17 protein-coding genes and 1 pseudogene are annotated in these 21,280 nt (G+C 70.9%); 11 read left to right on the forward strand and 7 right to left on the reverse strand.

All coding sequences use genetic code 11. The features are described 5' to 3' along the window. Nucleotides 1–51 precede the first annotated feature (51 nt). From ACSUPV_RS14430 to ACSUPV_RS14440, 3 genes are all read left to right on the forward strand, one after another. The gene (locus ACSUPV_RS14430) at nt 52–1,455 is read left to right on the forward strand and encodes a class II fumarate hydratase (protein WP_436947613.1); all 1,404 of its coding nucleotides are present in this window, start codon (nt 52–54) and stop codon (nt 1,453–1,455) included. 83 nt (nt 1,456–1,538) lie between these two features. Beyond that, complete coding sequence (fomD, locus tag ACSUPV_RS14435; protein WP_031119682.1) at nt 1,539–2,231, forward strand: cytidylyl-2-hydroxypropylphosphonate hydrolase; 693 nt, start codon at nt 1,539–1,541, stop codon at nt 2,229–2,231. Nucleotides 2,232–2,532: 301 nt separating this feature from the next. Beyond that, nucleotides 2,533–4,677 (forward strand): SpoIIE family protein phosphatase, encoded by a 2,145-nt coding sequence (locus ACSUPV_RS14440; protein ID WP_037757668.1) that lies wholly within the window; start codon nt 2,533–2,535, stop codon nt 4,675–4,677. A 96-nt stretch (nt 4,678–4,773) separates the two neighbouring features. Here the strand turns inward: ACSUPV_RS14440 and ACSUPV_RS14445 are convergent, their stop codons facing one another. Then, nucleotides 4,774–7,059 carry a transglycosylase domain-containing protein gene (locus ACSUPV_RS14445; RefSeq protein ID WP_359787530.1) on the reverse strand — a complete coding sequence of 762 codons (2,286 nt, stop codon included), beginning with the start codon at nt 7,057–7,059 and terminating at the stop codon, nt 4,774–4,776. Between the two features lie 261 nt (nt 7,060–7,320). Here ACSUPV_RS14445 and ACSUPV_RS14450 point away from each other — a divergent pair, with 261 nt between their 5' ends. The 5 genes from ACSUPV_RS14450 to ACSUPV_RS14470 all read left to right on the forward strand — a co-directional run bounded on the left by ACSUPV_RS14450 (nt 7,321) and on the right by ACSUPV_RS14470 (nt 12,157). Further along, nucleotides 7,321–8,256 carry an SPFH domain-containing protein gene (locus tag ACSUPV_RS14450; protein WP_436947614.1) on the forward strand — a complete coding sequence of 312 codons (936 nt, stop codon included), beginning with the start codon at nt 7,321–7,323 and terminating at the stop codon, nt 8,254–8,256. Next, nucleotides 8,253–8,498, forward strand: coding sequence for a hypothetical protein (locus tag ACSUPV_RS14455; RefSeq protein ID WP_031119686.1), 246 nt, complete (start codon nt 8,253–8,255; stop codon nt 8,496–8,498). Before ACSUPV_RS14450 ends, ACSUPV_RS14455 begins: the two co-directional genes overlap by 4 nt. Nucleotides 8,499–8,610: 112 nt before the next feature. Beyond that, nucleotides 8,611–9,135, forward strand: a complete 525-nt coding sequence (locus tag ACSUPV_RS14460) for a PadR family transcriptional regulator (protein WP_031119687.1) — start codon at nt 8,611–8,613, stop codon at nt 9,133–9,135. Beyond that, entirely contained in the window at nt 9,132–9,821 is a 690-nt protein-coding gene (locus ACSUPV_RS14465; protein ID WP_031119688.1) for an ABC transporter ATP-binding protein, read from the forward strand. Before ACSUPV_RS14460 ends, ACSUPV_RS14465 begins: the two co-directional genes overlap by 4 nt. Continuing rightward, the gene (locus ACSUPV_RS14470) at nt 9,818–12,157 is read left to right on the forward strand and encodes an ABC transporter permease (RefSeq protein ID WP_031119689.1); all 2,340 of its coding nucleotides are present in this window, start codon (nt 9,818–9,820) and stop codon (nt 12,155–12,157) included. Before ACSUPV_RS14465 ends, ACSUPV_RS14470 begins: the two co-directional genes overlap by 4 nt. 16 nt (nt 12,158–12,173) lie before the next feature. Here ACSUPV_RS14470 and ACSUPV_RS14475 read toward each other — a convergent pair whose 3' ends face one another. Further along, entirely contained in the window at nt 12,174–13,124 is a 951-nt protein-coding gene (locus ACSUPV_RS14475; RefSeq protein WP_359787536.1) for a LysR substrate-binding domain-containing protein, read from the reverse strand. Nucleotides 13,125–13,257: 133 nt separating this feature from the next. On the opposite strand from ACSUPV_RS14475, the gene ACSUPV_RS14480 reads away from it, so the two are divergent. Next, nucleotides 13,258–13,812, forward strand: a complete 555-nt coding sequence (locus tag ACSUPV_RS14480) for a peroxiredoxin (RefSeq protein WP_031119691.1) — start codon at nt 13,258–13,260, stop codon at nt 13,810–13,812. Nucleotides 13,813–13,815: 3 nt separating this feature from the next. Further along, nucleotides 13,816–14,349 carry an alkyl hydroperoxide reductase gene (locus ACSUPV_RS14485; RefSeq protein WP_031119692.1) on the forward strand — a complete coding sequence of 178 codons (534 nt, stop codon included), beginning with the start codon at nt 13,816–13,818 and terminating at the stop codon, nt 14,347–14,349. Between the two features lie 75 nt (nt 14,350–14,424). Here ACSUPV_RS14485 and ACSUPV_RS14490 read toward each other — a convergent pair whose 3' ends face one another. The 4 genes from ACSUPV_RS14490 to ACSUPV_RS14505 all read right to left on the reverse strand — a co-directional run bounded on the left by ACSUPV_RS14490 (nt 14,425) and on the right by ACSUPV_RS14505 (nt 19,445). Beyond that, entirely contained in the window at nt 14,425–15,735 is a 1,311-nt protein-coding gene (locus tag ACSUPV_RS14490) for an AI-2E family transporter (protein ID WP_051648277.1), read from the reverse strand. A gap of 138 nt (nt 15,736–15,873) precedes the next feature. Further along, nucleotides 15,874–16,572, reverse strand: coding sequence for a transglycosylase SLT domain-containing protein (locus tag ACSUPV_RS14495; RefSeq protein ID WP_037757660.1), 699 nt, complete (start codon nt 16,570–16,572; stop codon nt 15,874–15,876). Nucleotides 16,573–16,990: 418 nt separating this feature from the next. Continuing rightward, nucleotides 16,991–18,316 (reverse strand): PhoH family protein, encoded by a 1,326-nt coding sequence (locus ACSUPV_RS14500; RefSeq protein WP_031119695.1) that lies wholly within the window; start codon nt 18,314–18,316, stop codon nt 16,991–16,993. A 355-nt stretch (nt 18,317–18,671) separates the two neighbouring features. Then, nucleotides 18,672–19,445: an isoprenyl transferase gene (locus ACSUPV_RS14505; protein ID WP_031119696.1), complete on the reverse strand. Its 774-nt coding sequence runs from the start codon at nt 19,443–19,445 to the stop codon at nt 18,672–18,674. 701 nt (nt 19,446–20,146) lie between these two features. On the opposite strand from ACSUPV_RS14505, the pseudogene ACSUPV_RS14510 reads away from it, so the two are divergent. Beyond that, nucleotides 20,147–20,380 (forward strand): annotated as a pseudogene (locus ACSUPV_RS14510) (DNA glycosylase AlkZ-like family protein); the annotation flags it as partial. A gap of 38 nt (nt 20,381–20,418) precedes the next feature. Here ACSUPV_RS14510 and ACSUPV_RS14515 read toward each other — a convergent pair. Continuing rightward, the gene (locus ACSUPV_RS14515) at nt 20,419–21,231 is read right to left on the reverse strand and encodes a class I SAM-dependent methyltransferase (RefSeq protein ID WP_436947615.1); all 813 of its coding nucleotides are present in this window, start codon (nt 21,229–21,231) and stop codon (nt 20,419–20,421) included. Nucleotides 21,232–21,280: the final 49 nt, after the last annotated feature.

Genomic DNA, 21,280 nt, shown 5'->3' on the forward strand with positions numbered 1-21,280 from the left:
GGGGAACAGTGGTCGCGGCGCTGACGCTGTGACACGTGGAGGTGATCGTCGATGACCGACGAGCAGGACAGGACCGAGTACCGCACCGAGCACGACTCCATGGGCGAGGTGCGGGTGCCCGCCCACGCCAAGTGGCGTGCGCAGACCCAGCGGGCGGTGGAGAACTTCCCCGTCTCCGGGCAGCGCATCGAGCGCGCCCACATCGAGGCCCTCGCCCGCATCAAGGGCGCGGCGGCCAAGGTCAACGCCGAGCTGGGGGTCCTGGACAAGGACGTCGCCCAGGCGATCCAGGAGGCGGCCGGGGAGGTCGCCGAGGGCTCGTGGGACGAGCACTTCCCCGTCGACGTGTTCCAGACCGGGTCCGGGACCTCGTCCAACATGAACACCAACGAGGTCATCGCCACTCTGGCCACCGAGCGGCTCGGGCGCCCCGTGCACCCGAACGACCACGTCAACGCCTCCCAGTCGTCCAACGACGTGTTTCCCTCGTCGATCCACATCGCCGCCACCGCGGCCGTGACCCGCGATCTGATCCCCGCCCTGGACCATCTCGCCGCCTCCCTGGAGCGCAAGGCGGAGGAGTTCTCCGACGTCGTGAAGTCGGGGCGGACCCACCTGATGGACGCCACGCCCGTGACGCTGGGGCAGGAGTTCGGCGGGTACGCCGCCCAGGTGCGGTACGGGATCGAGCGGCTGGAGGCCTCCCTCCCCCGGCTCGCCGAACTCCCCCTCGGCGGTACGGCCGTCGGCACCGGCATCAACACCCCGCCCGGCTTCTCCGCCGCCGTCATCGAGGAGGTCGCCCGCGCCACCGGGCTGCCCCTCACCGAGGCGCGGGACCACTTCGAGGCGCAGGGCGCCAGGGACGGCATCGTCGAGACCAGCGGGCAGCTGCGGACCATCGCCGTCGGCCTGACGAAGATCGCCAACGACCTGCGATGGATGTCCTCCGGGCCGCGCACCGGCCTCGCCGAGATCGCCCTGCCTGACCTCCAGCCCGGCTCCTCGATCATGCCGGGCAAGGTGAACCCGGTCATCCCGGAGGCCGTGCTCATGGTCGCCGCCCAGGTCGTCGGCAACGACGCCACCGTCGCCACCGCGGGCGCCGCCGGGAACTTCGAGCTCAACGTGATGCTGCCGGTCATCGCGAAGAACGTGCTGGAGTCGGTCCGGCTGCTGGCCAACGTGACGCGGCTGCTCGCCGACCGCACCGTCGACGGCATCACCGCGAACCGCGAGCGCGCGCGGGAGTACGCCGAGTCCTCCCCCTCCGTCGTGACGCCGCTCAACAAGTACATCGGGTACGAGGAGGCCGCGAAGATCGCCAAGAAGGCGCTCGCCGAGCGGAAGACGATCCGTCAGGTCGTCCTGGACAGCGGGTACGTGGAGCGCGGGGACCTGACCCGGGAGCAGCTCGACGAGGCGCTGGATGTCCTGCGGATGACGCATCCGTGACGTCTCGTGGCGCACGTACGCCCGGCGCGTGAACCGTGACACGCGCCGCAGCGTCGTATGCCTACGGCACCTAATATCTGTGCATGGCAGACGGTGGAGCGGTGAGACGCGTGGAAACGGGTGGTGCGGCGGGCTTCTGGGCACCCGGGAGCCGGATCCTGTGGCGGTACCGGGAGAACGGCGGCACACACATCCACATCGCGCGCCCCGTCACCGTCGTACGGGACGACGCGGATCTGCTCGCCGTGTGGCTGGCGCCCGGCACCGAGTGTGTGAAGCCCGTGCTCGCCGACGGCACCCCCGTGCACCAGGAGCCGCTTCGGACGCGCTACACCAAGCCGCGGGCCGTGCAGCGCGACCGGTGGTTCGGCACGGGCGTGCTGAAGCTGGCCCGCCCCGGCGAGCCCTGGTCGGTCTGGCTGTTCTGGGAACCGGGCTGGCTGTTCAAGAACTGGTACGTGAACCTGGAGGAGCCGCTGACCCGTTGGGCGGGCGGCGTCGACTCGGAGGACCATTTCCTGGACATCTCGGTGCATCCCGACCGCAGTTGGCACTGGCGCGACGAGGACGAGTTCGCCCAGGCCCGGAGGGACGGGCTGATGGACGACCAACAGGTCGAAAAGGTGCGGACGGCCGGGCGGGCCGCGGTGGAGGTGATCCGCGCCTGGGGGCCGCCGTTCTCGGATGGCTGGCAGGACTGGCGCCCGGATCCGTCCTGGGGGGTACCGTCACTGCCGGAGGACTGGGATCGTACGCCCGCGCATCTGTCCTCATGAGACCCTTGATGCGCCCCCGGGCAAGAAACGTAGGATCGTCCTCCGCAAGGGCGCGCGGCGGCAACTACCGGAGCACGCGCTGAGCTTGACCGATCGTCACCGAGGGGCGGCAGGACGTGAGCGAGGGGTACGAGGGCAACACCGGCAGGGCCTGCGCCACAGGCCCCGCGGGCCGCAGACGGTCCGCCGGTGGCACAGGAACAACCTCTGACCACGCGGGAATTCCGTTCCTGGGGCACGTATTCCGGGTATCGGAGTTTCGGCGGGACCAACTGCGCGCGCGGCGCGCAGCCCCGGACGGATGGATTCGACACGCGTGACGGAGCAGCCGACCTCCTTCGAGCGCCCCCAGCCGGGCGTCGACCCCGCGGACCCCCGCGGGGCGCTCGTGCATACCTCGACACCGGCGCGTGCGCCCGGCGCGGGCGCCTTACCGGCACAGAGCCGCTCCTGCGGCGAAGTCACCGCCCCGGTCACGACGGCGCACCTCTCGCCGGGCACGTCGGAGCCGGGCACCTCCACGCCGTTCGGCAAGGGCAAGGACACCGTGAGCGACCCCGCCTCCGAGCACTCCCAGCCGGGTGCCGAGCAGACCGCCGAGCGCGACACCCCTCGGCCGCGCCCCGCCCCCGAGCACATTCCGCTGCAGCCGGCCGACGAACAGGACCGGCAGGCGCCGAGCGCCGACGGGCAGGAGCGCCGCTCCGGCCAGAGCCTCCCGCCGGGCCGGCCCACGCCCATGCGGCGGGACGGCGACCGGCTCAGGTTCGTCGGTGCCGCCACCCGGCGGATCGCCCGCGGCATCGACCTCGACGAGATCGTGATGGGGCTGTGCCGGGCCACCGTGCCCACCTTCTCCGACGCGATCCTGGTCTATCTGCGCGACCCGCTGCCGGTCGGCGACGAGCGGCCCACCGGCCCGCTCGTGCTGCGGCTGCGCCGCACCGATCGGATACCGGCGGAGCGCGACACCGAGAACGGCTTCCTGCCGGCCGCGCAACCCGAGCCGAACGAGCTGGACACGGTCGGCGCCGAGCTGTGCGAGGTGCGGCCGGGCAGCGCGCTCGCCGAGGTCCTGCGGGGCGTGCGCCCGGTTTTCACCGACGCGCCCGCGGCCCGCGCGGCGCTGCCCGAGCTGCTCGGCGAAGGCGGCGAGTTCGGCGTACCGGACGGACAGCGCGCGATCCTCGCGCCGCTGCGCGGCCGGCGCCGGGTCATCGGCGCCGCCCTTTTCCTGCGCCGTCCCGAGCGCATCGCCTTCGAGCCGGACGACCTGCTGGTGGCCGCGCAGCTCGCCACGCACAGCGCGCTCGGCATCGACAAGGCCGTGCTCTACGGCCGCGAGGCCTACATCGCGGACGAGCTGCAGCGCACCATGCTGCCCGAGACGCTGCCCCGCCCGACGGGCGTGCGGCTCGCCTCCCGCTACCTGCCGGCCGCGGAGACGGCCCGGGTCGGCGGCGACTGGTACGACGCGATCCCGCTGCCGGGCAGCCGGGTCGCCCTGGTCGTCGGTGACGTGATGGGCCACTCCATGACGTCGGCCGCCATCATGGGCCAGCTGCGCACGACGGCCCAGACGCTCGCGGGCCTCGACCTGCCGCCGCAGGAGGTCCTGCACCACCTCGACGAACAGGCCCAGCGCCTCGGCGTGGACCGCATGGCGACCTGCCTCTACGCCGTCTACGACCCGGTATCGCACCGCATCACGATCGCCAACGCCGGTCACCCGCCGCCCGTCCTGCTCCACCTGGGCGGCCGCGCCGAGGTGCTGCGCGTGCCGGCCGGTGCCCCCATCGGGGTCGGCGGCGTCGACTTCGAGGCGGTGGAGCTGGACGCGCCCGCCGGGGCGACCCTGCTGCTGTACACCGACGGCCTGGTCGAGTCGCGCCTTCGGGACGTGTGGACCGGCATCGAGCAGCTGCGGGAGAAGCTCGCCGCGACCGCGCAGCTCACCGGGCCCGACCATCCGCCGCCCCTGGAGGCGCTGTGCGACGAGGTGCTCGACATGCTCGGCCCGGGCGACCGGGACGACGACATCGCGCTGCTCGCCGCCCGCTTCGACGGGATCGCGCCCAGTGACGTGGCGTACTGGTTCCTGGAGCCGGAGGACGCCGCCCCCGGCCGGGCCCGCCGGCTGGCCCGGCGCGCGTTGCAGCGCTGGGGCCTGGAGGAGCTCAGCGACTCCGTGGAGCTGCTGGTCAGCGAGGTCGTGACGAACGCCGTGCGGTACGCGTCCCGGCCGGTCACCCTGCGGCTGCTGCGCACGGACGTGCTGCGCTGCGAGGTGGGCGACGACGTCCCGCAGCTGCCGCGGCTGCGCCAGGCCCGCGCGACCGACGAGGGCGGACGCGGGCTGTACCTGGTGAACCGGCTGGCCCGGCGCTGGGGCGCGACCCGGCTCAGCACGGGCAAGGTCGTGTGGTTCGAGCTCAACCGCGGCTGACCGTCCCCGGCGTGTGACGGCGGACAGCACAGGACCGCCCCCCGGAGTTTCGTCGGGGGGGCGGTCCTTTTCCGTCGCCGGCGGGCTGCACCGCCGCTACTCGTCGTCGCCGAATCCCGGCGGCTCCAGGCTGCCGCCGTCCGTCGGCCCGGCCGTCGGTGGTATCGAGGGCCGGCCGGTCGTCGGCGTCGGGGACGGCGCCTGCGTGGTCGGCGTCGGCGACGGGCTCTGCGTGGTCGGCGTCGGCGACGGGGTCCGTGTCGTCGGCGTCGGGGACGGCGCCCGCGTGGTCGGCTCCCGCGTCGGAGTCGGGGTCCAGGTCGGCTGGACGGCCGCTCCCTGGTCCGTCTCCAGATCGAACTCGGTGTCCGGGGCCGTCACGCCGAACATGTACGCCGCCCAGATCCGCGCCGGGAAACCACCACCGTTGACCCGGGGCTCACCGCCCGCCTTGTACATCGGGACCTGCGCGTGCGGCGGCTTGTCGTCCTCGCCGAACAGGCCGACCGACGTGACCAGGTCGGGCGTGTAGCCGGTGAACCAGGCCGACTTGTTGTCGTCGGAGGTACCCGTCTTGCCCGCGACCTGCTGTCCGTCCCGCGCGGCGTTGCCCTGCACGGAGCTCTTGGCCGTACCGTCGTCGACCACGCCGGTCAGCACCGAGGTGACCGTGTCGGCGGCCTCGCGGCTGATGACCTGCTCGCCGACCGGGTCGGGGAAGGTGACCGTCCGGGTGTTGTGCTCGACCGACTTCACGAGCGCCGGGGTGACCTTCCGGCCGTGGTTGTCGAGGGTCGCGTAGACGCCGGCCATCTGCAGCGGGCTCGCGCCCATGGTGCCGAGCGTCTGCGCGGGCACGGCCTCCATGTTCTCGGTGTCCATGCCGAGCCTGCCGGCGACCTTCACGACCTCGGGCATGCCGACGTCGACGCCCATCTGCGCGAAGACGGAGTTGATGGAATCGTTCATCGCCCGCTGGACGGTGACCTTCCCGTAGCTCCGGTCGTCCTCGTTCTCCGGGGCGAACCCGACCTTGGTGCCGTTGTCGACGACCGGCCGCTTGCTCGTGCCGTCGTAGACCGTGCTCGCCCTGATCGGCCTGCCGTCCTGGGTCTCGGCGTTCTCCTCCAGGGCGGCGGCCAGGATGACCGGCTTGAAGGTGGAGGCGGGCTGGTAGTCCGTGCGGGTCGCGTTGTTGACGTAGTGCCGCAGGTAGTCCTTGCCGCCGTACATCGCGACGACCGCGCCCGTCTTCGGGTTCACGGAGGCGGCGCCGGCCTGGACGTCCGCGTCCACCGACCGCTTCTTCGGGTCCAGCTTGCTGTCCAGCTGCCTCTTGACGGCCTTCTCCAGGGCCGCCTGCTTCTTCTTGTCGATGTTCAGGGTGACGGTCCAGCCCCCCTGGTCGACCATCGCTTGCGCCGTCTTCAGGTCATCGGCGGTGCCCTGGGCGACCAGCTGCTTCTCCAGCGCGGCGTCGGCCGCCTTCACCAGGTAGCCGGTCTGGCCCTCCAGGCTGGGGTCGTTCTTGGGCTCCTTCGGCACCGGGAACGTCATGGCGTCGCGCTTGCCCTTGCTCAGCCAGCCCTCCTCGACCATGTTGTCGAGGACGTAGTTCCAGCGGGCCCGCACCAGCCTCTTGCCCTCGTCGCTGGCGATCGCCCAGTCGTACTGGTTCGGCGCCTGGAGCAGCGCGGCGAGGTAGGCGCCCTGCTCGACGGAGAGGTCCTGCGCGTCGACCTGGTAGTAGGCCTGGGCGGCGGCCTGGATGCCGTAGGCGCCGCGGCCGTAGTAGCTGGTGTTGATGTAGCCGGCCAGGATGTAGTCCTTGGACTTCTCCCGGTCCAGCTTCAGCGAGATGACCAGTTCCTTCAGCTTGCGCGAGACGGTCTGTTCCTGCGTCAGGTAGTAGTTCTTGACGTACTGCTGGGTGATGGTGGAACCACCCTGGGCGCCCTTGCCGGCGACCGTGTTCAACAGGCCGCGGGCGGTGCCCTTCAGGTCGACACCGGCGTCCTTGTAGAAGGTCTTGTTCTCGGCGGCGACGAAGGTCTTCTGGACGGGCTTGGGGATCTTGCCCAGGTCCACGATCTCGCGGTTGCGGTCACCTGTGCGGGCCAGGAGCGTGCCGTCGCTGTACTTGTAGACGTTGCTCTGCCACTTGGCGTCGGCGTTCCCCTCGGGGATGTCGATCACCATGTACAGCACGATGAAGGCGCCCATGCCCAGCAGGCACAGGCCGAAGAACGTGCCGAGGATCTTCTTCCAGGTGAAGAGCCTGCGTATGCCGCCCTTCCCGGCAGCGCCCGACGAACGGCGGCGCCTGGGTGCCGCCCGGCGCCCACCGCGCTGTCGGGCGCGTCTCTCTTCCGCTCGTCCCATCGGTCCGATCCGCTCCGCTTCGTTCGTGTGTGCTCATGTGTCACACAGGTTCGCCGCTCAGGTCAGCTCAGAAAGCTAACACCGGGCGATAAGAGAAAGGGCTGCCGATCCGGCCCTTTCCGGACGTGACAATCAGCACCCATCCCAACGGAACCGACGTACGAGGCACCCGCAGGGTTGCCAGGACGGGGAAAAGTGATATCACTTAGATAGATGGAAGCTATGCACGAGTGGCTTCCCGCGAGGAACGGGGGATCACCCATGTCCGCACACCAACCGCAGGTCACCGCCGACGTGCCCGAGATGCCGGCGCCCCGGGTACGGGAGTTCGCCGCGCACAGCATCGGCGGCGGGCTCGCCCTGCTGCTCGGCCTGGTCGGACTGCTGGCCGGCGCCGGACTGATCGCCGCCGCCACGGCGGTGGACGCGACCGGCGCCAAGGCGGGCCTGATCATCGGCGGCATCCTGGTCGCGCTCGCGGCGTTCCTGGCCATGTGCGGGCTGAACATGGTGGCGCCCGGCGAGGCCCGGGTCGTCCAGCTCTTCGGCCGGTACCGGGGCACGATCCGCCAGGACGGCCTGCGCTGGGTGAACCCGCTCACCTCGCGCACGAAGATCTCGACGCGCGTCCGCAACCACGAGACGGCCGTCCTGAAGGTCAACGACGCCTACGGCAACCCGATCGAGCTGGCCGCGGTCGTGGTGTGGCGCGTCGAGGACACCGCCCAGGCGACCTTCGAGGTGGACGACTACATCGAGTTCGTCTCCACGCAGACCGAGGCGGCCGTGCGGCACATCGCCATCGAGTACCCCTACGACGCCCACGAGGAGGACGGCCTCTCGCTGCGCGGCAACGCCGAGGAGATCACCGAGAAGCTCGCCGTCGAACTGCACGCGCGCGTGGAGGCGGCCGGCGTGCAGATCATCGAGTCGCGGTTCACGCACCTCGCCTACGCCCCCGAGATCGCCTCGGCGATGCTCCAGCGGCAGCAGGCCGGCGCGGTGGTCGCGGCCCGGCGGCAGATCGTGGACGGGGCGGTGGGCATGGTCGAGGCCGCGATCGCCCGGATCACCGAGCGGGACATCGCGGAGCTGGACTCTGAGCGGAAGGCGACGATGGTCTCCAACCTGATGGTGGTGCTGTGCGGCGACCGCGCCGCGCAGCCGGTCCTCAACACCGGGTCCCTGTACCAGTGACGGTGCCGCCCGAGGGCCCGGGTTCACAGCGCCGGCCGCAGCAGCAGCGCAAGCAGGTGCTGCTGCGGCTGGACCCGGCGGTGTACGAGGCGCTGGCGCGGTGGGCCGGGGACGAACTGCGCTCGGCCAACGCGCAGATCGAGTTCCTGCTGCGGAAGGCACTGGCCGAGGCCGGGCGGCTGCCGCGGGAGACGGGGCCGCTGCCCCGGCGCGGACGCCCACCCCGCGACCCGGAGCCCTAGCCTGTTGCGGAACCGTGACAACAGCCCCCGACCTGCACCCCTGCACGGCCCGCCATGAACTGCACACTCGGCGTATACATGCCGCGTATACACCCCGTGTACAGTCCTGCTCATGTCCATCGGTCACACTCTCCTGGGGCTCCTGGAGTCCGGCCCGCGGCACGGTTACGACCTGAAGCGGGCCTTCGACGAGAAGTTCGGTCATGACCGGCCGCTGCACTACGGCCAGGTCTACTCGACGATGTCGCGGCTGCTGAAGAACGGGCTCGTCGAAGTCGACGGCATCGAGGCGGGCGGCGGGCCCGAGCGCAAGCGGTACGCGATCACCGAGGCCGGCATCACCGACGTCGAGCGCTGGCTCGCCACGCCCGAGAAGCCGGAGCCGTACCTCCAGTCGACCCTCTACACCAAGGTCGTCCTCGCACTCCTCACCCACCGGGACGCCGCCGACATCCTCGACGGCCAGCGCTCGGAGCACCTGCGCAGCATGCGGATCCTCACCGACCGCAAGCGCAAGGGCGACCTCGCCGACCAGCTCATCTGCGACCACGCCCTGTTCCACCTGGAGGCGGACCTGCGCTGGCTGGAGCTGACCGCGGCCCGACTGGACAAGCTCCGTGAGGCGGTGGCCCGATGACCGCTCCCGCCGGTTCGCTCCTCGTCGCCCGGGACCTGCGCAAGGCGTACGGGCCGACCACCGCGCTCGACGGTGCCGAGTTCTCCATCCACCCGGGCGAGGTCGTCGCCGTGATGGGCCCCTCCGGGTCGGGCAAGTCGACCCTGCTGCACTGCCTCGCCGGGATCGTCACGCCCGACTCGGGCTCGATCACGTACGACGGGCGGGAGGTGACCGCGATGAGCGACGCCGAGCGCAGCGCGCTGCGGCGCTCCGCGTTCGGGTTCGTCTTCCAGTTCGGGCAGCTCGTGCCGGAACTCACCTGCGTGGAGAACGTCGCGCTCCCGCTCCGCCTGAGCGGATCCTCCCGCAAGGAGGCCGAGCGGACCGCGCTGGCGTGGATGGAGCGGCTGGAGGTCGACGACCTGCGCAAGAAGCGGCCCGGGGAGGTGTCCGGCGGCCAGGGGCAGCGGGTCGCCGTCGCCCGTTCGCTGGTGACGAACCCGCGCGTGGTGTTCGCCGACGAGCCGACCGGCGCGCTCGACTCGTTCAACGGCGAGCGCGTGATGGAACTCCTCACGGACGCCGCCCGGTCCGCCAACACGGCCGTGGTGCTCGTCACGCACGAGGCCCGCGTGGCCGCCTACTCCGACCGCGAGATCGTCGTACGGGACGGCAGGTCCCGGGACATGGAGCGCGTCGTATGAGTGCGAGGCAGTGGGGCCGGGATCTGGCCATGGGGGCCCGGTTCGCCTTCGCGGGCGGGCGCGAGGGGTGGACCCGGGCGCTGCTCACGGCCGTCGGCGTCGGACTCGGCGTGGCGCTGCTGCTGCTCACCACCGCCATCCCGAACGCGCTGGCGGAACGGGACCGGCGGGAGGAGGCGCGCAGCGACCACACCTTCGGCCAGCAGGAGCTGCCCAGGGCCGACAACACCCTGGTCGTCGTGGACGCGGACACCACGTACCGGGACCGCGACGTCCGCGGGCGCCTGCTGGAGCCGGAGGGCGCCAAGGCTCCGCGTCCGCCGGGAGTCGCGGCGTTCCCGGCGGACGGCGAGATGGTCGTCTCCCCCGCGCTCAAGGAACTCCTCGCCTCCGACGACGGGAAGCTGCTGCGAGAGCGGCTGCCCTACCGGATCTCGGGCACCATCGGCGAACAGGGCCTCGTCGGCTCGCAGGAACTCGCGTACTACGCGGGCGGCAAGGGGCTCATGGAGCGATTGGCGGGCCCCGCCGGCGGGGCCCGTATCGACAGCTTCGGCAACCCGGACCTGACGTCGTCGGACCCGTGGGATCCGGTGCTGATCCTGCTGGTCCTCGTCGTCTTCGTCGTGCTGCTGATGCCGGTCGCCGTGTTCATCGCCGCGGCCGTGCGGTTCGGCGGCGAGCAGCGCGACCGCAGGCTGGCGGCGCTGCGGCTGGTCGGCTCCGACAGCCGGATGACCCGGCGCATCGCCGCCGGCGAGGCCCTCGCCGGGTCCGTGCTGGGGCTCGTCCTCGGCACCGGGTTCTTCCTGCTCGGACGGCAACTGGCGGCGTCCGCCGAGGTGTTCCGGATCAGCGTGTTCCCGAGCTATCTGAACCCCTCTCCCCTGCTGGCCGTACTGGTCGCGCTGGCGGTGCCGACGGCCGCGGTCCTCGTGACGATCCTCGCCCTGCGGGGGGTGGTCATCGAGCCCCTCGGCGTGGTGCGCACGGCCAGGCCCGCGCGGCGCCGGCTGTGGTGGCGGCTGCTGCTGCCGCTGGGCGGGCTGGCGCTGCTCTACCCGATGGTCGGGCAGGGCGACGACGGCGGGAACTTCAACCAGTACCTGGTCGTCGGCGGCGTGATGCTGCTCCTGATCGGCGTCACGGCGCTGCTTCCCTGGGTCGTGGAGACGGTCGTCGCCCGGCTCGGCTCGGGCGGGGTTGCCTGGCAACTGGCCGTGCGCAGGCTCCAGTTGAGCAGCGGCGTGGCGGCTCGCATGGTCAACGGCATCGCGGTGGCGGTGGCCGGGGCGATCGCGCTGCAGATGCTGTTCGCCGGGGTCGAGGGCACCTACACCAGGGCGTCGGAGTACGACGTCTCCCGGGCCCAGATGAGCGTGGACGTGGAGGACCGCACCGATACCGCGGCCACCATCGCGAAGTACCGCGACACCGAGGGCATGCGCAAGGTCACCGCCCTGTCCGACATCCATCTCGGCGACCGGCGCGGCGAGGCGGAGACCCTCATCCAGGTCACCGTGGCCGACTGCGCCTCGCTGCGCGAAGTGGCGACGCTCCGCGACTGCCGCGACGGTGACGTCTTCGCGGTCAAGGGCTCGGAGTACGAAGGCGACAGCGAGCGCCTGGCGAAGCCCGGCACGACCCTGTGGGCCGAATCGGACGACTCCGGCCGCCCCGGCGACCGCGCGGTCTCCTGGACCGTGCCGCACGACATCCGACGGGCCGAGTCCCGCGAGGACCCCACGGGATACGAGCGCGGCGGCATCCTGATCACCCCCGGCGCACTGCCCGAGAAGCTCGGAGCGTTCGTTTCCACGCGGCTCTTCCTGAGCGTGGACCCCTCGGTGCCGGACGCCTACGACCACGTGCGCAACACCGCCGCGCGGATCGACCCGACGGTCCAGCCGATGACCTGGCGCAGCATCGAGAGCAACGACCGCTACGCCGCCATCCGCACGGGCCTGTCCGTCGGAGCGGCGTGTGTCCTGGCGCTGATCGGGGCGAGCATGCTGGTCTCGCAGCTGGAGCAGTTGCGCGAGCGCCGCAAGCTGCTGTCGTCGCTGGTCGCCTTCGGCACCCGGCGCCGCACCCTGAGCCTGTCGGTGCTGTGGCAGACGGCGATCCCGATCGGCCTGGGTCTGCTGCTCGCCGCGACGGTGGGCATCGCCCTGGGCGCGGTCCTGCTGCGGATGACCAACACGTCGGTCCGGGTGGACTGGCCGAGTGTGCTGTCGATGACCGGCATCGGCGCGGGCGTCGTCCTCGTGGTGACGCTGCTGAGTCTGCCGCCGCTGCTGAAGCTGATGCGGCCGGACGGGCTGCGGACGGAATAGGTCTCCGTACGGACCGTCAGGCGTCCTGGTCGACGACCCGCACCGGCAGCGGCCGCAGCGCCTGCCGCAGGGCGGCCGCCAGCTCCTCGTACTCCGCGCCGCGCGCGGCCCCCGCCCGCATCGCCAGCGCGATCCGGCGGGTGGGGGCCGGGTCGGCGAAGTACCCGGTGAGGAGCTGGTTGCTGCGGGACGTCTCGACCTTGACGGCGGTGCGCGGCAGCAGCGTGACACCGAGGCCGCCCGCGACCAGCTGCACCAGCGTGGACAGCCCGGCGGCGGTCGTGGTGACGGGCACGTCGTCGCGGCCGGCCTCCCGGCAGATGTCGAGGGCCTGGTCGCGCAGGCAGTGCCCCTCGTCCAGCAGCAGCAGGTTCAGCTCGCGCAGCGCCTCACGCGGAATGCCCTCGCGTCCGCCGAGCCAGTGGTCGAGCGGGGTGACGAGCACGAAGTCCTCGTCGAAGAGCGGCAGTTCGGCCACGCCCGGCACGCCCAGGGGCACGGCGAGCAGCAGCAGGTCGAGCCGCCCGCCGGCCAGGCCGTCGAGCAGGTTGGCGGTCTGCTCCTCGTGCACCTGGAGGTCGAGGTGCGGATACCGGTCGTGGACGAGCCGCAGGACGGTGGGCAGCAGGTAGGGCGCCACGGTCGGGATGACCCCCAGCCGCAGCACTCCCGTGAACGGCGCGCGCACCGCCTCGGCCTCCTCCATCAGGGCGCCCACCTCCCCCAGCACCGCCTTGGCCCGTACGGCGATCCGCTCGCCCTCGGGTGAGAGCAGTACCTTGCGCGTCGTACGCTCCAGGAGCGTCACTCCGAGTGTCTCCTCCAGTGCCGAGACGGCGCCCGAGAGGGCGGGCTGGCTCATGCCGATCGCCCCGGCGGCGTCCCGGAAGTGCAGGTGCTCGGCGACGGCGGCGAAGGCACGCAGCTGGGCGAGACTCGGCTGCCTGCGCTTATTACCCACAGTCACTGATAACTACCTCCGATCAACTCGACCGAGTGTAGCTATTTCCGTAATCAATCGAGCCTGTGCCAACATCAACACCGTCCAACCCATGGGAAACACCCGCAATCCGGGTGTTTCTTCGCTGCAAGGAGAGCGTGTGCTCACTGTCGGTGACAAGTTCCCCGAGTTCGAACTGACCGCCTGCGTCTCGCTGGAGAAGGGCAAGGAGTTCGAGAAGATCAACCACAAGACCTACGAGGGTAAGTGGAAGGTGATCTTCGCCTGGCCCAAGGACTTCACCTTCGTGTGCCCGACCGAGATCGCCGCCTTCGGCAAGCTGAACGACGAGTTCGCCGACCGCGACGCCCAGGTCCTCGGCTTCTCCGGCGACTCCGAGTTCGTCCACCACGCCTGGCGCAAGGACCACGACGACCTGCGCGACCTGCCGTTCCCGATGATGGCCGACTCCAAGCACGAGCTGATGCGCGACCTCGGCATCGAGGACGAGGACGGCTTCGCCAAGCGCGCGGTGTTCATCGTGGACCAGAACAACGAGATCCAGTTCTCGATGGTGACCGCGGGTTCGGTCGGCCGTAACCCGAAGGAGGTCCTGCGGGTCCTGGACGCGCTCCAGACGGACGAGCTGTGCCCCTGCAACTGGTCCAAGGGCGACGAGACCCTGGACCCGGTCAAGCTGCTGGCTGGTGAGTGAGGCATGTCCCTCGACTCCCTGAAGTCCCGCATACCGGACTACGCCAAGGACCTGAAGCTCAACCTGGGCTCGGTCATCGGCAACTCGGACCTGCCCGCCCAGCAGCTGTGGGGCACCGTGCTGGCGACCGCCATCGCCTCGCGCTCCCCGATCGTGCTGCGCGAGCTGGAGCCCGAGGCCAAGGCGAACCTGTCGCCGGAGGCGTACACCGCCGCCAAGTCCGCGGCCGCGGTGATGGCGATGAACAACGTCTTCTACCGCACGCGCCACCTGCTGTCGGACCACGAGTACGGCAACCTGCGCGCGGGTCTGCGGATGAACGTCATCGGCAACCCGGGCGTCGACAAGGTCGACTTCGAGCTGTGGTCCTTCGCGGTCTCCGCGATCAACGGCTGCGGCATGTGCCTCGACTCCCACGAGCAGGTGCTGCGCAAGGCCGGCATCGACCGTGAGGTCATCCAGGAGGCGTTCAAGATCGCGTCCGTGATCCAGGCGGTCGGCGTGACGCTGGACGCCGAGGCGGTCCTGTCCGAGTAACCCTCGGCCACAGGCCTGTCATGGCAGGGCCCTGTCCACCCACCGGTGGACGGGGCCCTGTTCGTGTTTCCCGCCCTACTCCGGCGGTGTCTGGGGCGGCGCGGGCTCCGCGCTCACGGCCGTGGCCCCCCGCGGCCGCACGGCGTGCCTGAACGCCGACTCCCGCGAATACGCTCGCAGATACCCGGCGACGGTGTTCGTCACGGCCACCAACGGCACGGCGACCACCGCGCCCCCGATCCCGGCCACCATCCCGCCGCAGGCCACCGCCAGCACCACCGCCAGCGGATGCACCCGCACCGCCCGCCCGAGGATGAACGGCTGCAGGATGTGTCCCTCGATCTGCTGCACCGCCAGCACGACCACCAGCGTCATGACCGCCGTGAACACCCCCTGGGTGACGAGCGCGACGACCACCGCCAGCGCTCCGGACACCACCGCGCCCACCAGCGGGATGAACGCGAACAGGAAGATGAACACGGCCAGCGGCACGGCCATCGGCACATCGAGGAAGTAGATGCCGAGGCCGATGAAGATCGCGTCGATCAGCGCGACGATCACCGTGCCCCGCACGTACGCGGTCAGCGTCCGCCACGCCGCCGGCCCGGCCCCGGCCACCCCCGGCCGCGCCGCCGCCGGCACCAGCTTCAGGGTCCACTGCCAGATCCGCTTGCCGTCGTAGAGCAGGAACAGCGTGCAGAAGACCGCCAGCAGGATCCCGGTCAGGGCCTCCACGACGACCGTCACGCCCTCCAGCCCCGCCGAGGTGATCTGGTCGGTGTTGGCGCCGACCGCCTCGCGCAGATTCTTGGCGATCTCGTTGATCTGCTTGTCGGTGACGTGGAACGGGCTGTTCAGCAGCCAGTTCCGCAACTCGTCGATGCCGTCCTGGATCTGGCCCGAGAGGTCGTCGATGTTCTCCATGACCTGCCAGGTCACGAACCAGCCGATGAGGCCCATGATGACGAACCCGAGGATCGCCGTCAGGGCCGTGGCCGGCCCGCGCGGTACCCCGTGCCGCCGCAGCCGCGCCACCGTCGGCTGCAGCAGCGCCGTGATGAGCAGGGCGATGACGAAGGAGAGCACCACGAGCTGGACGGCGCTGATGACCCGCATCAGCACCCACAGCGTGCCCGCGAGGACGAGCAGCCGCCAGCCGGCCTCGGCCGCGACGCGCACCCCCCACGGCACGGCGAGCGCGGGATCGGGGCGGGCCGGGACGTCGGGCGCGTAGTCCGGGGGCGGCGGCACGTGCTCGTCGGACGGGGACCGGGACTCGGGGTCGTCCCTCTCCCGTTCGGCCGCGGCACGACGTTCGTTGTACCGCTCGCTCATCTCGGTGAGCCCGGCACCGAGCCGGCCGAGCCACCCTGGCACTCGCGACATGATCCGTCCTTTTCCCCCGTCTCCGCGCACCACTGCGCCCGAAGTCGTCCGCGTCCGACCGTACATGGCGCGAGCCCCGCACCGTACGAGGGTGCGGGGCTCACGGAAAGGAGAGGATCGGCCCGGGGGCCGGTCGGCTCAGTACCAGTTGTTGGCCTGCCAGAACGACCAGGCGTCACACGGACTGCCGTAGCGCTCGTTCATGTAGTTCAGGCCCCACTTGATCTGGGTGGCCGGGTTGGTCCGCCAGTCGGCGCCGACGGACGACATCTTGGAACCGGGCAGCGCCTGGAACATGCCGTAGGCCCCGGAGGAGGGGTTGACCGCCTTGTAGTTCCAGTCGGACTCGTGGTCCACGATGTTGCTGAAGCACTGGAACTGACCCGCCGGCACCATCTGCCGCGCCATCGCCTGGATCTGGGCGATGGTGTAGGAGGTCGCGACGGGGAAGTCGGAGATGTCCTTGGAACGGCTGGCCGCTTCCTTGGCCTCCGCGCGCTCCTGGGCTTCCTTGGCGGCCTTGGCCGCCTTCTCGGCGGCCTCCTTCTTGGCGATGGCCGTCTCGGCGGCAGCCTTGCGGGCGGCCTCCTCGGCGTCCTTCTTCGCGCTCGCGTCCGCTGCGATGGCCTGCGCGTCGGCCTGCTGCGTCAGGGACGCGGTCTGCACCTGGGCCTGCTGGCCCGCGGGGATGTCCGCGAGCAGCGTGGCGCCGCTTGCCGTCGCTTCGGCGTCGTTGTTCTGCGCGGTGCTGCCCGAGGCAACGCCGACGACGCTTCCGACAGCGGTGACCGCCGTGGCCGAGGCCACTGCGAATCCCCGGACCGAGATCCGGCTCACACGGTTTCCTTCCAGCATCGCCCGCTTCGGTGACCCTCGCGGACGCAATCGTGCCCCTGGCACTGGCCTCCCCAACTGCGGGGTCACGGGAGGCGCGGGCCCGGTGGGCAACTCCCCGGGGGGAGTGCCGCGTGGTGCTCGGGCGGCATACGACGACGCTATGCAGTTGACGCTGTTGCTTCTGTGGTGCCGTACCGCTGGGGGTACAGGTGTGTCGTATGCGGGGCCTGACAGGAGTGAGACTCTGCCGTAACCCGACGGGGCAAGGCAATTCCGAGTTGCGTGTGAAAGCTCACATCCCGTTTGGCGCTGGAGATTCACAGAAAAGCCCACACGCGAAGACGCCGCCCGGCTAGGCTCTTCGCCTTTCCGGACGGCGCCAACTAGCGCGTAACCACCCCTCCTTGGGGCAGGTCGGTCAGATCTGCCCGTCTTCGAGCATTTCGGTCACAAGGGCAGCGATCTGGGACCTCTCGGACCGGGTCAGGGTCACATGCGCGAAGAGCGGATGCCCCTTCAGTTTCTCCACGACGGCGACGACACCGTCGTAGCGGCCGACCCTGAGGTTGTCCCGCTGGGCCACGTCGTGGGTGAGAACCACCCGCGAATTGGCCCCGATCCGGGACAGAACGGTGAGAAGTACGTTCCGTTCCAGCGACTGCGCCTCGTCGACGATCACGAACGCGTCGTGCAGCGAGCGGCCTCGGATGTGCGTGAGCGGCAGCACCTCCAGCATCCCGCGCGCGGTGACCTCCTCGATGACCTCCCGGCTGGTGACCGCCGACAGCGTGTCGAACACCGCCTGCGCCCAGGGGCTCATCTTCTCCGCCTCGGTACCGGGCAGATAGCCGAGCTCCTGCCCGCCCACCGCGTACAGCGGACGGAAGACCATCACCTTCTGGTGCTGACGGCGCTCCAGCACCGCCTCCAGGCCGGCGCACAGCGCCAGCGCCGACTTGCCGGTGCCGGCGCGGCCACCCATCGACACGATCCCGACGTCCGGGTCGAGCAGCAGGTCGAGCGCGATCCGCTGCTCGGCGCTGCGCCCCTTGATGCCGAACGCCTCGCGATCCCCGCGCACCACCCGGACGTTGCCCTCGGGCGTGACCCTCCCGAGCGCCTTGCCGCGCTCCGACTGGATCATCAGACCCGTGTGCACCGGCAGCTCGGCGGCCTCGGGGACGTAGACCTGTCCCTCCTCGAAGAGGATGTCCACCTGCTCGCCGGGCAGGGTCAGTTCGGACATTCCGGTCCAGCCGGAGGAGTCCGTGATGGCGAGCTCCGCGCGGTACTCCTCGGCGAGGAGTCCGACGGAGGACGCCTTGATCCTGAGCGGGAGGTCCTTCGACACGACGGTGACGTCGAACCCCTCGGCCTGCAGGTTGCGGGCGACCGCGAGGATGCGGGAGTCGTTGTCCCCCAGGCGGTAGCCGCTGGGCAGCACACTGGGGTCCGAGTGGTTGAGCTCGACACGGACGGTTCCGCCGAGGTCCCCGGTCGGGATGGGGGCATCGAGGCGGCCGTACCGCACCCGGTAGTCGTCGAGCAGGCGCAGGGCCTGCCGGGCGAAATAGCCGAGTTCGGGATGGTTCCGCTTGGCCTCCAGTTCCGTCACCACGACGATGGGGAGCACGACCTCGTGCTCGTCGAAGCGGTTCAGGGCGTTCGGGTCGGCCAGCAGGACGCTGGTGTCGAGAACATAGGTGCGCCGGTCGGGCTTGTGGCGCTTTGTGCTGGTCACCACGGAAGGACGTACCCCCTCGGATGAGGTCGGGGAGCGACGGAGTGGAGCTGGACCGGTCGTCGGCCGCCCTGCGCGGGCCGAGAACCGGCCCTCCGCCTCTTCGTCCGTGCTGTGACCGCACGATCGGGCTGGTGCAAAGGGCCTCCCGGGCGGACGGCCCCGTGCCGTCCGCTGAGATCCGACACCCGTGGTTCGGGCGTCGACCTGACTGGCTTATGCCCTCGAACGAGCGTCGCCATGCCACGGCATATGACGGCGGGTCGGTGAACTCCGTGTTACACGCGTCTCCGAAGGGGTACCGGAAGGGGTTGCGACCTGCGACGTCGTACGTCCGTGAGGCCCCGCGACGGGTACGTCAGCCGCCGTAGCGCCGGTGTCGGGCCGCGTAGTCGCGCATGGCGCGCAGGAAGTCCACCTTGCGGAAGGCCGGCCAAAACACGTCACAGAAGTAGTACTCGGAGTGCGCGGTCTGCCAGAGCATGAATCCGGACAGCCGCTGCTCGCCGCTGGTGCGGATCACCAGGTCGGGGTCGGGCTGGTCGCTCGTGTAGAGGTGACGCCCGATCATGTCGATGTCGACGGCCTCGGCGAGCTCCTCCATCGAGGTGCCCTTGTCCTGTGCGTCGAGCAGCATGGACCGTACGGCGTCGGCGATCTCCTGGCGGCCGCCGTAGCCGATGGCGACGTTGACCAGTATCCCGTCGACGTGCGCGGTGGCCTCCTCGGCCTCCTTGAGGACCGTCTGCATCCCGGACGGCAGCAGGTCGGGCGTGCCCACGTGGTGCACGCGCCAGCGGCCGTCGGCGGCCAGCGTGCGCACGACGTCCTCGATGATGCCGAGCAGTGGGACGAGCTCCTCCTGCGGCCGGTCGAAGTTGTCCGTGGACAGCAGCCAGAGGGTGACGACCTCGACGTCGGTCTCGGTGCACCAGCCGAGGAACTCCTCGATCTTCCCGGCCCCGGCCCGGTGGCCGTCGACGGTGCTGGATCCGGCGGCCTTCGCCCAGCGCCGGTTGCCGTCCATGATGACGCCGATGTGCTTGGGCACCTGAGCGTGGTCCAGGTGGCCTTCCACCCGGCGTGCGTACAGCCTGACCAGCAGGCCGCGCAGCTTGTCGCGCAGGTTCACGAGATCGTCAGCCCCTCCGTACGGATCGGACAGGCCGCGACATGCGGCCCGGTCGTGGCCGCGGGCGGTCCCTGCCCGTTGGAAGTCCCCGGGGGCGAAGCCTACCCCCGCTGCCGCCGTGGGCCGTTCACGGGTGCGGAACGAAGGGTTCCGGCCGTGGTGCGGTGCGCCCCCGGCGCACAAAAGAAACGGGCCGGTCCGTGGGGGGGAGACGGACCGGCCCGAGGGGGGGTTTCCACCATAACCCTTCGTAAGTGATGCTGCGTGCATCGGCGTGCCACAACTACTCTCCGGAGCCGTCCGGCGACGCCGCGGTGCCCGCGGAAGCCCTCGTTCCCGGCTCGGCCCTGGCCGAAAAGAGGCCGCTACGCAGGGGAATCGTGGGCCCTGGGGCAGGATCCTGAGGATTTGCCGCATCTTGGGGCTCGCTCGGCGACTTGTCCGGGTGTCCCTCCGATGGGTGACCTCGGGCGCGAACGCCCGCTTGACCCCGGCGGCCGCTCGACACCGGCCCCGCACCGGCCCGAGGCGGAGGCCCTGGCACCGCGCAGCCCCCTCCACTGCGCGGTACCGCCCGCGCAGCTTTGCTGACGCGAATTACCTTGGTCTGAACTTACGTGAGCGGCGTCGCGGAGGCGAGCCGCCGGCGATAACGATGTGAAAAACCTCGTCGGAAGATGCGCAAGGTGAACGGGTGAAACGTCGGGGGCGGCCAGGCGGGCAACCATCCCGCGCTGCTGGTGGACGGGGTGGTGGCCGGGGTGTGGCACCAGCGGCGCCGGGGCCGTCGTACGACCGTCACGGTCGAACCGCTCGACCGGCTGACGGCACGGCAGGAACGGGAGCTGGGCGAGCAGGTGGAACGGGTGGGCGAGGTGCTGGAGGCGACGGCGGAGTTGGTGGTGGGAGAGGTGACGGTGGGGCCGCACGCGTGATGCGCGGGCCGCCCGGTGTCTACGGCTTGTGTGCGTGTCTACGGCTTGCGTGCCTCGAAGAGGTGGCGGGTGCTGTGGGCGACGAAGGGCCCCTCTGCCCGGATCCGCTCGTGCAGCGCGCGAAGTTGCGGTTCGTACTCCTCGACGGTGAAGCCGGGGACCATCCACACCACCTTGCGCAGGAAGTGCACGACCGCCCCGATGTCGTGGAACTCCATGCGCAGCCGCTCCGCCCGCAGATCGACGACGTCCAGTCCGGCGGCCTCGGCGTCGGCGCGCTCTCGGTCGGGACGGCGGGCGCCGCGCACCTCGTCCGGCTGGGGTCCCAGGAAGTGCTCGACGAGTTCGAAGACGCTGCCCGGGCCGACGTGCTGGGCGAAGTACGTCCCGCCGGTCCGCAGGACGCGGGCGATCTCGGGCCAGTGCGGGCGGACGGGATGCCGACTGACGACCAGGTCGAAGGCTCCGTCGGCGAAGGGCAGCGGATCGTCCTCGGGGGCGGCGACGACGGCGATCCCGCGCGGACGGAGCAGCGCGGTCGCCTTGGCGACGTTCGGCGGCCAGCCCTCGGTGGCGACGGTCAGCGGGGGCCGCCGCGAGGCTCTGGCGAGGGCGAAGTCCAGCACTTCGCCGCCGCCGGTCTGGACGTCGAGTACGGCGTCCGCCCGGCCCAGGCGCTCGGCCATCGACACGGCGTACCCCCAGGAGGGCCTGGCTTCCGTCGCCCGCCCTTCGAACCAGGAGAAGTCCCAGCCTTCCGTGGGCACGGAGGCCCCTTCGGCGACGAGGTCTTCGAAGGTGCGGCGCGGGAGGTGCGGGTCCTGTTGCTCCGGCATCTGGTGCTCCGGCATGGGAACGGCACTTCTCCTCGTCGGAGGACGGACGGCATCTTGTCGGTCG

Source organism: Streptomyces sp. SudanB52_2052 (genome assembly GCF_964272415.1).
GTDB lineage: Bacteria > Actinomycetota > Actinomycetes > Streptomycetales > Streptomycetaceae > Streptomyces > Streptomyces olindensis.